Source organism: Fulvimarina pelagi HTCC2506 (assembly GCF_000153705.1).
GTDB lineage: Bacteria > Pseudomonadota > Alphaproteobacteria > Rhizobiales > Rhizobiaceae > Fulvimarina > Fulvimarina pelagi.
This window is the reverse complement of record NZ_DS022272.1, coordinates 904,637-917,308: the sequence shown is the minus strand read 5'-3', so window position 1 is coordinate 917,308 and position 12,672 is coordinate 904,637. Positions and strand designations below refer to the sequence as shown.

The window sequence follows — 12,672 nt, the reverse complement described above, 5'->3', positions numbered from 1 at the left end:
CGCTCCCGCTGAACCCTGCGACGAGGCTGGGGCATTGGCGGTTCGGTTCGTTGGCCGACCCGTGCCGGGATAGCGCAGATCTTGACGATGGTTTGGCTGCGAACAAAAAAGGCCGGCGCGAGGCCGGCCTATGACTCAACTCTATGTGAGCGGAAAATCAAGAAGCGACGCTCAGAGCCTCGTCTTCCTCTTCTTCTGCAAGCAGCTCTTCTTTCGTCACCACCTTGTCAGTGACGTCTGCCTCCGCGAGCAGTTTGTCTATGACCTTGTCCTCGTAGATCGGCGCGCGCAAACTCGCGAGCGCGTCCGGGTTCTTCTTGTAAAATTCGTAGACCTGTTGTTCCTGCCCAGGATAGCGGCGCAACTGGTCGAACATCGCCCGTTGCAGTTCCTCTTCGCTGACTTGAATGCCGGCCTTTTCGCCGATTTCCGAGAGAACGAGACCGAGTCGAACACGACGCTCGGCGAGCTTGCGATACTCTTCTTTGGCCTTCTCCTCGGTCGTGTCCTCGTCTTCGAAGGTTTTCCCTGAACGGGAAAGCTCGGCCTGCACCTGGTTCCAGATATTGTTGAACTCAGCCTCGACGAGTTTCTCTGGCAGTTCGAAGGAATAGGTCTCGTCGAGCGCGTCGAGGATCTGGCGCTTGACCTTCTGGCGGGTCGCCTGACCGTACTGGCTTTCGATCTGCTCGCGCACCACGGTGCGAAGACGCTCCTCGGATTCGAGACCGAGCTTCTTGGCGAGTTCGTCGTTGATCTCGATGTCGGCCGGCGAAGCTACGGACTTGATCGTGGTGTCGAACGTCGCTTCCTTGCCGGCGAGGTCGGGAGCGCCGTAATCCTCGGGAAATGTCACGACGACCTGCTTCTCGTCGCCAGCGGAAACGCCGACCAGTTGCTCTTCGAAGCCGGGAATGAACTGGTTCGAGCCGATCACGAGGTTAGAGTCGGTCGCCGAACCGCCCTGGAATGCCTCGCCGTCGATTTTGCCCACGAAGTCGAGAGTTACGCGGTCGCCGTCCTCGGCCGCGCCGTCTTTCGGCGTGTATTCGCGAGCGTTCTCAGCGACACGCTTGACCTGTTCCTCGACTTCTTCGTCCGGCACCTCGACGATCGGACGCTCGATCTTCATTCCGTCGGTGCTGGCGAGTTCGAAGTTCGGCAGCTTCTCGTAGGAAAGGGTGAATTTGAAATCGGACTTACCGGCCAGAACCTTTTCGGCTTCACCCTGGTCCTCGGTCATGTCGATTTCGGGCTGCATCGCTGAGCGTTCGTTGCGCTCGGCGATAATGCTGCTCGGCGTTTCCTTCAGGATCTCGTTGACGATCTCGGCCATAAAGGACTTGCCGTACATCTTGCGCAAGTGAGACACCGGCACCTTGCCGGGCCGGAAGCCCTTCAGTTGCACCTTGCCTTTCGCCTCGTGCAACCGGGTCTGAAGCCGTGCCTCCAGGTCCGAAGCGGGTACGACGACCTCGATCTCCCGCTTGAGGCCCTCGGCTTTCGTTTCCGTCACCTGCATTCTTTGTACCTTCTTTTGTCCTGACGGCCCCGAGCCATCGTAGCAGCCGTCGATCGCGCTCTTTTCCTGAACTGGTGCGGGTGGAGGGACTTGAACCCCCATGCCTCTCGGCGCTTGGACCTAAACCAAGTGCGTCTGCCAGTTCCGCCACACCCGCGAATGGGCACGCCGGGCTCGGTGAAACCAGCGTGAATCGAGCGCCTCTATATCACCGGCATATAGGCGACGAAAGGGCCGAAACCGACCCTTTTAGCGGCGGAACGTCTTCTCGTCCGATTTGAACGTCGCCTTCTCGCAACTCCACCGGACCGGCGGCAACGCACCTAATCCCTGTGGCAGCGCATATCGGCCATGTTGCCGCGCAGCAACAAGGAAGCCGGAGATTTTCGTTTCATTGCAGTAAGGCCGGATTCCGAACCGGGGGTTGATTGCATCCTCGCGTTTCATCGGATGCGGAAGCGTTTGTTGTTGCGCTGCACAAAACGCATGGCTCCTATGCGGTATAGCGTCTAGCGGAGCACCCACGGCCTGATTAGCTTTGAGTTCAGCGGACGGCGGAAAGCAAAAATGCAACGCCGACCTATAAGACGAAGCCAGGCATCTGGTCAGGACAGGACAAGATAAGATGGATATCGTAAGATCGTATAAGAATTGGCGCCGTTACCGTGACACCGTCAAGGAACTGGACCGTCTTTCGCAGCGCGAACTGAACGATCTCGGCATTTCGCGTTACGACATTCCGTCCATTGCGCGGCGCACAGTCGGCTAAGGATAAACACGGGTTTTGCGGCAACCCTTCTCCTCCCATCGGGTTCCGCGAATGACGGGTTCACCACTCCTCCTCCCGCGGTGAACCTATGCAAGACGTCCGCCGGGTCCTCCCCCCGGCGGACGCCAAAGCAAAAGATTTCTGAGGGTTTCGCTTCGGGCTCACCTCCTCCCGGGCTTCGAAGCGGATCAAGGGGCCTACACTCCTCCTCCCAACGTAGGCTCCGTTCATACGACACCCGCCGGTCCTCCCCCGGCGGGTGTTGTTCTTTGTGCAGAGCAAGACGTCTCTGTACCGATCAATTTGCGCACTGCACCCAGCTCTTTCGTCGACTGGCCTGTCGTAGCGGGCACTGTTACACCCCGCCCATCTTGAGGCGGAGTAGCGAACGATGAGAAAGCTGGCACGGGGAGAAGAGGCAGAACCGCTGCCGCCCTGGCTTCAGGTCATCGGTCTTGCAGCCGCTGCGGCCGTCGGTCTCGGCCTTGCTCGCTTCGCCTATGCGCTGATCCTTCCCGACATGCGTGCCGATCTCGGCTGGTCCTATTCGACGGCCGGATGGCTGAACACGACGAACGCCCTCGGATATCTAGCCGGAGCGCTCCTGGCCGCGCGGGTAAACCGCAAAGTGGGCGCCTTCAGCGCCATGCAGATCGGGGTCTGGTTATGCGTCGGATCGTTGGCGTTCTGCATCGTGCTGCGCGATCCGATTACGCTGAACCTTGCGCGTATTCTTGCGGGCATCGGCGCCGGCTTCGCCTTCGTCGGCGGTGGGTTTCTGGCCGCGCGTATCGCATCCCAAAACGAAGGCAACGCCATTCTCCTCGGGCTTTTCTATGCAGGGCCTGGCTTCGGTATCGCGCTCTCGGGCGTTACGGTGCCGTTCGTCTTCCATGCCGGCGGAGCGGGAAGCTGGCCGCTCGCCTGGGCTCTACTCGCCGTCCTCTCGGCCATCCTTGGCGTGATCCTACTGCTCGGACAGCCGCACTGTATGGGCACAGCTCCATCCGGAACAGGAACGAAAGCGCGCATTGGAAAAATGTCGCCAATACTCATCGGCTATGGATTCTTCGGCGCTGGCTATATCGGCTATCTGACTTTCGTCATCGCCTGGGTGCGCGAAAATGGCGCCAGCCTGCCTCTGCAGTCCGGCTTGTGGACCGTGGTCGGGCTCGGCGCCATGGTATCGCCCTGGCTTTGGGGTGGTTTCATGAAACGCAACGGAAACGGTACGGCCTTCGCAATCCTCAGCCTGTTGCTCGCGGCGGCAACCTCCCTCGTCGCGCTATCGCAATCTCCGATCGTCCTCTTCGTCTCGGCCACCATGGTGGGCGCGACTTTTCTAGCGGTTGTCGCCTCGACGACTGCCTTTGTGCGTCGAAATTTCGCGGCGGAGCACTGGTCGGCCGGAATCTCGGCGATGACAATCGCCTTCGGCATCGGCCAGATCCTTGGCCCGGTCGGCGTCGGCTTCCTAAGCGACGTGACGGGAGGCGTATCGGCAGGCCAATGGATTTCGACCGGGCTGCTGATCGCCGGCGCGGGAATCGCTTCCTCGCAGCGCGATTTCGGTCAAACCGCGTACAGTTCCTGACCGCCATCACACCATCTTTCGATCTGCTCCTGTGATTGCTAAATTTCGCTCATGACCGATAAACCTATCCACATTGTCGGCGGCGGGCTCGCCGGTTCGGAAGCGGCTTGGCAGATCGCTTCGCGCGGCGTCCCGGTTGTACTGCACGAGATGCGGCCCGTTCGCGGCACGGACGCGCATAAGACCGACGGGCTCGCGGAGCTTGTTTGCTCGAATTCATTCCGCTCAGACGACGCCGAGACGAACGCCGTTGGTGTGATCCATGCCGAGATGCGTCTTGCTGGCTCACTTATCATGCGCTCGGCCGACGCCAATCAGGTGCCTGCGGGCGGTGCGCTCGCGGTCGATCGCGAGGGCTTCTCGGCTGCCGTCACGAGGGCGCTCGAGGAGCATCCTCTGATCACCATCGAGCGGGGCGAGATCGAAGGGCTTCCGCCGGAAGACTGGGGCGACACGATCGTCGCGACCGGCCCGCTGACGGCACCGGCCCTCGCCGAGGGCATTCGGGAAGCGACGGGTCAGAACGCCCTCGCCTTCTTCGACGCCATAGCGCCGATCGTCCATTTCGATTCGGTCGACATGAAGACCGCCTGGTTTCAGTCGCGTTACGACAAGGTCGGGCCGGGCGGCACGGGCAAGGACTACATCAACTGTCCGCTCGACAAGGAGACCTACGATCGCTTCGTCGCTGCGCTGGTCGAAGGCGACCGGACGCAGTTCAAGGATTGGGAAGGCACCCCATACTTCGACGGCTGCCTGCCGATCGAGGTGATGGCGGAGCGCGGCCCCGAGACCCTGCGGCACGGCCCGATGAAGCCGATGGGTCTCACCAACGCGCACGATCCTGAGGTGAAACCCTATGCCGTCGTCCAGCTGCGCCAGGACAACGCACTCGGTACGCTCTACAACATGGTCGGCTTCCAAACGAAGCTGAGATACGGTGAGCAGGCCGCAATCTTCCGAATGATCCCGGGGCTTCAGAACGCCGAATTCGCCCGACTCGGTGGCCTCCATCGCAACACCTATCTCGATTCCCCTCGCCTGCTCGACGCCACGCTGCGCCTGAAGAGCCTGAACCGTCTGCGGTTCGCCGGCCAGATCACGGGCTGCGAGGGCTATGTGGAATCTGCGGCCGTCGGCCTGATGGCCGGCCGGTTCGCGGCGGCCGAACGGTTGGGCGAAGAAGTCTCCGCGCCGCCGGCGACGACGGCGATGGGCGCCCTGCTCGGCCATATCACCGGTGGGCACCTCGCCCATGAGGAGGACGGTGGCAAGCGGTCCTTCCAGCCGATGAACGTCAATTTCGGGCTCTTCCCGCCGCTGGAGCCGGGTGCGATCGTCAGACCCGAGGGCATCAAGCGCTTCCGCGGCAAGGACAAGGCGATCGCCAAGAAGAAGGCTTTGTCGGCGAGAGCCCTCAACGATTTCCGGGCCTGGCTCCTCGGTGAAGCCGGGTCGATCGCCGCGGAGTGATCCGCAGCTTTCTCATCGCGCCCAGTCTTCTTCGCGGTAGAGGAGATCGGCCTCGAGAAAGCTGATCTCTCCGGTCTCGCTGGATTCGAACGCAAGAACGACCAGTGTGATGGTCCGTCCGTTTTCGCTGGCGAGGGAGATCGACGGAGCCCCGGTCGCACTAGAGGACCGCGGCACCTCAAGTGTGGGTTCGATTTCGTCAGCATCGATCACGAACGAGTCGGTCACATCACCGATCGTCAACAGGAGCGTTTTGCCTTCGAACCAGGCAATAGGAAGATCGACGTTCGCTCCAAGTCCATCCTCCGGAGCAGCATTCCTTATCGCGCGCGCTTCTCCTTCATCGCTTCGACGCGCAGTCAGGGCCGGCGCGAATCTGTCGAAGCCGGCGATGTCGATCACGCCGAAGCGTTCGAAACGTGCCGTGCGTACTGGTTGCCCTACCTCGCTCGCTTCGAGGCCGAGTGTTGCGATCACCAAGCGCGCCTGTTCGTAGGATTTCTCGCCGGAGAACTCGAAGCCTCCTTGCGTCAGGCCGGAAAGGCGATCGAGCTGATCGACCTCGGCCAAAGCGTAGATCCGCGATCGGACGACTTGCCGCGCCCCATCGCTCAAGGTGGAGGCATCTTCCGATGGCGGCTCGCTTCCCATCGTCGCGAAGATCAAGTCCGACTGACTGCGGCCCACCGTGCTCGCGACGCCCTGGGGACCGAAACTGGACAGAAGGATGAGAACGACCGGGATGCCCGCGAGCCATCGGATGTCGAGTCGATTTCGAAGTGCGATCGCCAATCCTGCGAGGATAGCCGCAGCGAAGCCTTCGAGGGCAAGATAGTAGCGCGCGATGGTGAAGCCCTCGGCCGCGATCCGTGTCCAGACTGCATAGCCAAGGAGTCCGAGAGGCAGGATCAGAAGCCAAGGCCAGATTTTCGCGAAAACCCTCAGCGCGACACCGCCAAGATCGCGGATCGGTTCCGCCGCGATCCTGAGCAATACGGTTAGCAGGGAGAAGAACGAGACGATCCAGCCGATCTCGCCATTAGGCACGATGCCCGTCACGAGGATCTTCGCCGCATAGAGGTAGAGGACCAGCGCCGCGACGAGCGCGAGCGGCGCCGAGACCCAACCTGCGAGGAGGGCGATACCCCGAACGAATTGCTCTTTCTCGCCGATCTCGATCCGCTCGTCGAAGCGCGTAGGGATGCGGCCGAGCGCAAAGAGCGGGCCGACAAGCGTGATAGCCGTGATGAAGATGTGTTCCTGGACGCTCGAACCCGCATCGATGTCGAAAAGGAACGCGATCATTTCGATGATGGCGATGACGCCGGTCACGAAGATCAAGACTGCAGCAAAAGCCAAGACGACGCCAACGAAGGCGAGGACTGTGAAGGACCAGAAGCTTAGGCCGTCACCGCGCGCAAGATAGGGCGCAAGTGGGATCGCGAGCGTGAGGCCGATGACGAGCGCCGGCGGGTAGACACCCCAGTCGAGGCCAAACCAGACCGCGAGACCGAAGACCAACGCACAGACCATCTGCACCCCGTAGCGGGCCGGAGCTGACACACCCCGCGCCTCCAGCAAAAGAGTGCCGGCAACGGCTCCGGCAGCGCCCGCGAAAAGCGCCGCTTCGAGGCGCAGGAACGAGTCGAACGCGAAGCGGGCATAGTCTGGCGTTTCGAGATTGGCTGCCACCGATGCGATGAGAATGAGAAGGATGACGACTGGAAAACGCGATAACGCCTCGCCGGTCCGCCGGAGCGAGGAGTTTATGATGCGCCGCGCCTTTCCACGCCAGCCAGCGCTTGACGACCCGGAACTTTCTGTCGATCCGCTCATGGTCCCCTTCCGAAACGCGAACTCTGCTGTCGCCGTTAATACGTCGTTGCGGTCTCGATGATAGGACGAGAAGGCGATGGCAACGTGGCAATCGGCTGGTATCAGGGTTCCGTGGGTCGGCGACACCTGAGAGAAAATTAGCTCGGCACCCTCGACCGCTGCCCTGCCCTATCCGCGCATCGTGCGCCAGTATCGCCAGCTTTTCCTGAGCGGACTGATCTCGGCAGTGCGGGACTCAATCCTGTCCGGCGCCTTTTCCGCGGCATCGAAAGTGAACTCGGCGAGCGATGCCGGGAGGACGGCGCAACGCATGGGCTTGGGGACGCTCTTCAGGAGTGAACGCCAGCGGGTATCATGGTCACGGCCATAGGCGCAGAACGCCAGAATAGCCTGCTGTCGTGCTGCCTGATTGCCCGAGAGAAATTCTTCGGTCGTGCAGCCCGCAGCCGTCAGAAGGTCGACGGGAACCAGAACCTGGCCCCTCGAACGCGTCTTCGGCAGTGAGCGCAGGACAGAAGCGACGCTTGAGCTCACGCCCGCATGCCCCGCCACGTCCCCGATCCGTTCCGCGCCGCGCTTCGAGAAAACCATGGCGGCGAGCATGATCAACGTCGACCGCGTCTCGCCGGCATAGGCCTCGAAATCCCCGGTCGTCGGAAACGGATCGTCGTAGAGATCGAAGATCCGCGCTTCGAGATATCGCTCGAAGGCTGAGCGTGGCAGATCGTAGCGATCGATCACCTCGAGAAGCTCGTCGGCGATCGGATGACCCGATCCGCTCTTCGCGCCCGAAGAAATCAAATCGCGCCACCATTGGAGCCGTATCTCTCCTGGAAGCGGCTGGCTTACCATATCGCGGACGCGGGACGTCTCGATGTCGAACGCATAGAGAGCCGATAGCGCGCCCCGCTTCTCCGGCGGTGCGAAGAGAAGTGAAAGGGTACGGTCGCGGTCCTGATCTTCCACCAGCGCGAAGCTGGTGCGCGCTTCGATCACGCCGGTTCGTTGCTCTTGAGCCAACGGTGCCGCCTACTCGACTGCGACCAAGGCGGCTGCGACCGGCCGGTTCTCGGCCAGCATGACGTTGTAGGTCCTGACGGCCGCACCCGTCGACATCGGATCGCAGGACAGACCCAATCTTCGGAAACGTTCCTTGAGAGCGGGCGGCAGGAACTGGATCTTCGGCCCCGTCCCGAAGAGCAGAAACTTGTAGCTTTCCGCTTCCCTGAAGATGAAATCCAGCCGCTCCCCGGAAAACGGCTGCTCGGCTGAACCGCTCCAGCCGTAGATGCCCGACGGCAGGCAGAGGATCGAACCGCGATGGGACATGTCCGCAAAGCGGAAGCCGCCATTGCCGTAGGCTTCGATCGGCGCTCGGCCCGGGAAGTGGGCTTCCCGGATTTCGATTCCCTTCGCCAAGCTTCAGGCCCTGTTCGCGCCCGAGGCTTCGATGCTGGCAGCATCGCTTTTATCTGCTTCGAACTCCGACGGACGGAGGTTGAAGAAGTAGAGCATGGGCGCCGCAACGAAGATCGAAGAGAAGGTTCCGATCAGGACGCCGAACATCATCGGTGCAACGAAGTTCTGAATAACCTCGCCTCCGAAGACGTAGAGAGCGGACAATGCAAGCAGCGTGGTGAGGGACGTGGTCAGAGTTCGCGACAGCATCTCGTTGTCGGAAAGGTCCAGAAGATCGCCGAGCTTCTTCGTCTTGAATCGCCTCAGGTTCTCTCGCACGCGGTCATAGATGACGACGGTATCGTTAAGCGAGTAGCCGACGATGGTGAGGATTGCAGCCACGGTCGCCAGATTGAACTCGATCTGGGTGAGCACCATGAAGCCAAGCGTCAGGAAGACGTCGTTGATTGTCGCTACGATGGCCCCAATGGCAAACTGCCATTCGAATCGGATCCAGATATAGACGAGAATGCCGAGCAGCGATGCGAGAACGCCGAAAATTGCCGCCCACGCAAGTTCGCCTGAGACCGTAGGCCCAACGACTTCCGTACGTCGGATGTCGTACGCCTCTTCCAGCGATGCCTGCGCAGTCTGAATCGTTTCCTGCTGAGCGCCATCCGGCGCATCGGGCGCATTGCCGATCCGGATGAGCGCTTCCGAATTCGTCCCGAAGGACTGCACCTGGACATCCGGGATACCGGCTTCGTCTAGAGTCGTGCGGATGCCGCCAACATCGGCTGGGCCCTCTTTGGCACGAACCTCGATGACGGAGCCACCAGTAAAATCGATGCCGAAGTTGAGACCAATCAGCGGCAACACCACCATGGAGGCCACAACAAGCGCGAGCGACAAGTAGAAAGCCTTCAGACGGAACAGCATGAACCTGATGAAGGTCGATTCCGGCACCAACCGGATGAAGCCCTGCGGAAGCTCCTTCGGCCGCCGGGTCTTCACCCAGTAGGCAACGAGCCATCGGGTAAGCGTATAGGCAGTAAAGACAGTCGTCAGGATACCGATTGCGAGGGTTACAGCAAAGCCACGCACCGGGCCGCTTCCAAGCCAGAACAGGATGCCCGCGGCAATCAGCGTCGTTATATTGGCGTCGAGGATGGTCGCCAGCGCCTTTTGAAAGCCGACATCGATCGACTGGACGATCGAACGCCCGTGCTTTCGCCGTTCTTCCCGAATGCGCTCGTAGATGAGCACGTTCGAGTCGACAGCCATCCCGATCGTCAACACGATGCCGGCGATGCCAGGTAAGGTGAGCGTCGCGCCGATGGCTGTCAGGATCGCGAACAGCAGCACCACGTTGATGGCAAGCGCCAAATTCGCGATAACGCCGAGGAAGCCGTAGGCGGCTATCATGAAGACAATGACGAGAATTGCACCGATCACGCCAGCGATCTCGCCGGCAGCGATCGAGTCGGCTCCAAGACCCGGGCCGACTGTCCGTTCTTCCAGTATGTCGAGATTGGCGGGCAGCGCACCAGCACGCAACAGCACGGCGAGATCGTTCGCGGATTGAACGTCGAAATTGCCGCTGATCTGCGCCTGACCGCCGAGAATAGGCTCGCGGATATTCGGCGCCGACAGCACCTGGTTGTCGAGGACCATTGCGAACGGGCTACCGACATTGGCCTGGGTCACCCGGGCGAACTGGGTGCCGCCACGGTTGTCGAAGCGGATATTGACCACAGGCTCGTTGGTCTGCTGGTCGAAACCCGGCTGCGCGTCGACGAGATTTTCACCGGAAACCATCACCTGGCGCTGCACGAGAAGCGGCTCTGGCGGCTGATCGGTCGTGTAAAGTAGCTCCGAGCCCGCGGGCGGGCGGGCATCGCCATTCGCTACGGCCTCTGGCGAGGCCGTGAGATCGACCATCCGAAAATTGAGCTGCGCGGTTTGATTGAGCAGGTTCTTAAGGCGGTCGGGATCGCCGAGCCCGGGCACTTGAACGATGATGCGGTTCGTGCCTTGGCGCTGGATGACCGGCTCGGTGGTGCCAAGTTCGTCGACGCGGCGGCGCACGACTTCGATCGACTGCTCGACGGCGCTCGAGGTGCGGTAGTCGACCCCCTCGGGCGTCAGCGAGACTTCTATAACGCCCGACTGCGGTGTGCTGATCTCAGCTTCGCTCAGCGTGCCGCCGCTCAGCAGTCCCGAAGAGACCGGCTCAGCCAGTTCCGATAGCGCTTCTTGCGCGGCCTCTGTCTGATCGGGATCACGCAGGCGGATCGTAATGGAGCGATCGTTCTCGGCAATCGCTGAATAGCCTACTCGCGCCTGTCTGAGAGAAGAGCGCGCTGAGTCGCCAAGCGACTGAACGCGTTTGGCTATCAGGTCTTCCTCATCGACCTGGAGCAAAATATACGATCCGCCCTGAAGATCGAGACCAAGCGTCACTTGATCATTCGGAAGAAAATCGGGGAACCCGTCCAGGACCGAACGCGGGAAGACATTGGGCAGAGCGTAGAGGATGCCTACGGCGACCACGAGCCAAATAAGGATCGACTTCCAGCGCGAGAAATACAGCATTCGATGGTCCGGTCGAGTGTTGAACGGCACGGCTCAAACCGCCGGCCATTACGAGAGCGTTCGTGCCATTCTAGTGGAGCAAAAGCGACGCACCGATGGGGCTAACCGCTTGAACTCTGGCAAGACTTACTTCTGGTTGGCCGCCGTCGGCTCGCCTTTTACCCGAACGTCACTGATCATAGCGCGAACCATGCGAACCCGAGTCTGCTCAGAAATTTGCACTTCCAGTTCGCCGTTGTCGAGAACCTTCGTAACCTTGCCGAGAATGCCGCCACCCGTCACCACTTGATCACCGCGGCGAATGTTCTCAAGCATCTGATTGCGCTTCTTCATCTGCTGGCGCTGAGGCCGAATGATGAGAAAGTACATAATCGCGAAGACCGCGACGAAGGGGAGAATGCTGAGCAGCAGTTCGCTTCCCCCGCCCGCCGGAGCACCTGTTTGGGCGAAGGCTTGCGTGACGAACATAGAGTTGACCTTTCATACGAAAAAGCGCGGGCGTTGCCGCCGCGCCTTGAAATAATTGCGCCGAATATACGATTGGACCTGTCGAATGCAACATAAGCCGGGGAGAGAAGCGCGCCCCGCTATTACGAAAGACCAAGTATGCCGGAGACCGAAATCGCCGATCTGAAGACAACCCTCAACCGGATCGCTGGCGCGCTGGAACGTATTGCGCCGGAAGGCCCACAAGAGGTCGATCTCGATCTTGCGGACTGTTTTGTATTCGATCCACCACTCACGCTTCGGCCGGTGCATGTCGTAAACCGCGTGGCGATCGACCTCTTGCATGGCATCGACCATTCCAAGGCCATGCTGCTCGATAACACGGCGCGGTTCGCCAAGGGTCTTCCCGCCAACAATGCCCTGTTGTGGGGCGCGCGAGGCATGGGCAAGTCTTCGCTGGTTAAGGCGGCCCATGCGAGCGTTAACGAAGGGCTATCGGGCGATCAGGCACCGCTGAAACTCGTGGAAATCGCGCGCGAGGACATCGACCATTTGCCGGACCTGATGACGCTTTTGAAGGAACAGCCGTTTCAGGTCCTTCTCTTCTGCGACGACCTTTCCTTCGATATCGGCGACTCGAGCTACAAATCGCTGAAGGCAGTGCTGGAGGGCGGCGTCGAGGGGCGTCCGAAGAATGTCCTTTTCTACGCGACCTCCAACCGCCGGCATCTCTTGCCGCGGGACATGATCGAGAACGAGCGCTCGACCGCGATCAATCCCGCCGAAGCGGTGGAAGAGAAAGTTTCGCTTTCGGACCGCTTCGGTCTGTGGATCGGCTTCCACAACTGCAGCCAGGAAGATTATCTCGCAATGGTCAAAGGCTATGCCGAGCAGTACAGCCTGATGATCGACCCTGAAGATTTGCGCCGTGAGGCCCTGGAATGGCAGGTGACGCGCGGTAGCCGATCGGGGCGCGTCGCCTTTCAGTTCATTCAGCATCTCGCTGGCCGGCTCGGCCAGGGCCTCGATTGAGGGCGA

At 60.8% G+C, this 12,672-nt stretch carries 10 protein-coding genes and 1 tRNA gene; 4 read left to right on the top strand and 7 right to left on the bottom strand.

Going from position 1 to position 12,672, the window contains the following annotated elements; translation table 11 throughout:
* Nucleotides 1–157: 157 nt before the first annotated feature.
* Nucleotides 158–1,522, bottom strand: a complete 1,365-nt coding sequence (gene tig, locus FP2506_RS04190) for a trigger factor (protein WP_007066150.1) — start codon at nucleotides 1,520–1,522, stop codon at nucleotides 158–160.
* A gap of 72 nt (nucleotides 1,523–1,594) precedes the next feature.
* Nucleotides 1,595–1,679 (bottom strand) — tRNA-Leu (locus FP2506_RS04185).
* Nucleotides 1,680–2,147: 468 nt separating this feature from the next.
* Between FP2506_RS04185 and FP2506_RS18290 the strand changes: the two genes are divergently transcribed.
* The 3 genes from FP2506_RS18290 (at nucleotide 2,148) to trmFO (ending at nucleotide 5,358) form a co-directional block, all read left to right on the top strand.
* Complete coding sequence (locus FP2506_RS18290) at nucleotides 2,148–2,291, top strand: DUF1127 domain-containing protein (protein ID WP_007066149.1); 144 nt, start codon at nucleotides 2,148–2,150, stop codon at nucleotides 2,289–2,291.
* 391 nt (nucleotides 2,292–2,682) lie between these two features.
* Nucleotides 2,683–3,885: a YbfB/YjiJ family MFS transporter gene (locus FP2506_RS04180; protein WP_007066148.1), complete on the top strand. Its 1,203-nt coding sequence runs from the start codon at nucleotides 2,683–2,685 to the stop codon at nucleotides 3,883–3,885.
* Between the two features lie 51 nt (nucleotides 3,886–3,936).
* Nucleotides 3,937–5,358, top strand: a complete 1,422-nt coding sequence (trmFO, locus tag FP2506_RS04175; protein WP_007066147.1) for a methylenetetrahydrofolate--tRNA-(uracil(54)-C(5))-methyltransferase (FADH(2)-oxidizing) TrmFO — start codon at nucleotides 3,937–3,939, stop codon at nucleotides 5,356–5,358.
* 12 nt (nucleotides 5,359–5,370) lie between these two features.
* On the opposite strand, the gene FP2506_RS04170 is transcribed toward trmFO, so the two are convergent.
* From FP2506_RS04170 to yajC, 5 genes are all read right to left on the bottom strand, one after another.
* Nucleotides 5,371–7,194 (bottom strand): DUF4153 domain-containing protein, encoded by a 1,824-nt coding sequence (locus FP2506_RS04170; RefSeq protein ID WP_007066146.1) that lies wholly within the window; start codon nucleotides 7,192–7,194, stop codon nucleotides 5,371–5,373.
* A 168-nt stretch (nucleotides 7,195–7,362) separates the two neighbouring features.
* Nucleotides 7,363–8,190 (bottom strand): phytoene/squalene synthase family protein, encoded by an 828-nt coding sequence (locus tag FP2506_RS04165; protein ID WP_007066145.1) that lies wholly within the window; start codon nucleotides 8,188–8,190, stop codon nucleotides 7,363–7,365.
* A gap of 33 nt (nucleotides 8,191–8,223) precedes the next feature.
* Nucleotides 8,224–8,613: an Mth938-like domain-containing protein gene (locus FP2506_RS04160; protein ID WP_007066144.1), complete on the bottom strand. Its 390-nt coding sequence runs from the start codon at nucleotides 8,611–8,613 to the stop codon at nucleotides 8,224–8,226.
* A 3-nt stretch (nucleotides 8,614–8,616) separates the two neighbouring features.
* Nucleotides 8,617–11,187, bottom strand: coding sequence for a protein translocase subunit SecD (secD, locus tag FP2506_RS04155; protein WP_007066143.1), 2,571 nt, complete (start codon nucleotides 11,185–11,187; stop codon nucleotides 8,617–8,619).
* A gap of 126 nt (nucleotides 11,188–11,313) precedes the next feature.
* Nucleotides 11,314–11,655 (bottom strand): preprotein translocase subunit YajC, encoded by a 342-nt coding sequence (gene yajC, locus FP2506_RS04150; RefSeq protein WP_007066142.1) that lies wholly within the window; start codon nucleotides 11,653–11,655, stop codon nucleotides 11,314–11,316.
* A gap of 138 nt (nucleotides 11,656–11,793) precedes the next feature.
* Here yajC and FP2506_RS04145 point away from each other — a divergent pair, with 138 nt between their 5' ends.
* Nucleotides 11,794–12,666 carry an ATP-binding protein gene (locus FP2506_RS04145; RefSeq protein ID WP_007066141.1) on the top strand — a complete coding sequence of 291 codons (873 nt, stop codon included), beginning with the start codon at nucleotides 11,794–11,796 and terminating at the stop codon, nucleotides 12,664–12,666.
* The last annotated feature ends 6 nt before the right edge of the window (nucleotides 12,667–12,672 follow it).

Coding starts and splice junctions, on each gene's coding strand:
- FP2506_RS04145 (WP_007066141.1), top strand. CDS start 11,794: ATGCCGGAGACCGAAATCGCCGATCTGAAGACAACCCTCAACCGGATC.
- yajC (WP_007066142.1), bottom strand. CDS start 11,655: ATGTTCGTCACGCAAGCCTTCGCCCAAACAGGTGCTCCGGCGGGCGGG.
- FP2506_RS04180 (WP_007066148.1), top strand. CDS start 2,683: ATGAGAAAGCTGGCACGGGGAGAAGAGGCAGAACCGCTGCCGCCCTGG.
- FP2506_RS18290 (WP_007066149.1), top strand. CDS start 2,148: ATGGATATCGTAAGATCGTATAAGAATTGGCGCCGTTACCGTGACACC.
- tig (WP_007066150.1), bottom strand. CDS start 1,522: ATGCAGGTGACGGAAACGAAAGCCGAGGGCCTCAAGCGGGAGATCGAG.
- secD (WP_007066143.1), bottom strand. CDS start 11,187: ATGCTGTATTTCTCGCGCTGGAAGTCGATCCTTATTTGGCTCGTGGTC.
- trmFO (WP_007066147.1), top strand. CDS start 3,937: ATGACCGATAAACCTATCCACATTGTCGGCGGCGGGCTCGCCGGTTCG.
- FP2506_RS04170 (WP_007066146.1), bottom strand. CDS start 7,194: ATGAGCGGATCGACAGAAAGTTCCGGGTCGTCAAGCGCTGGCTGGCGT.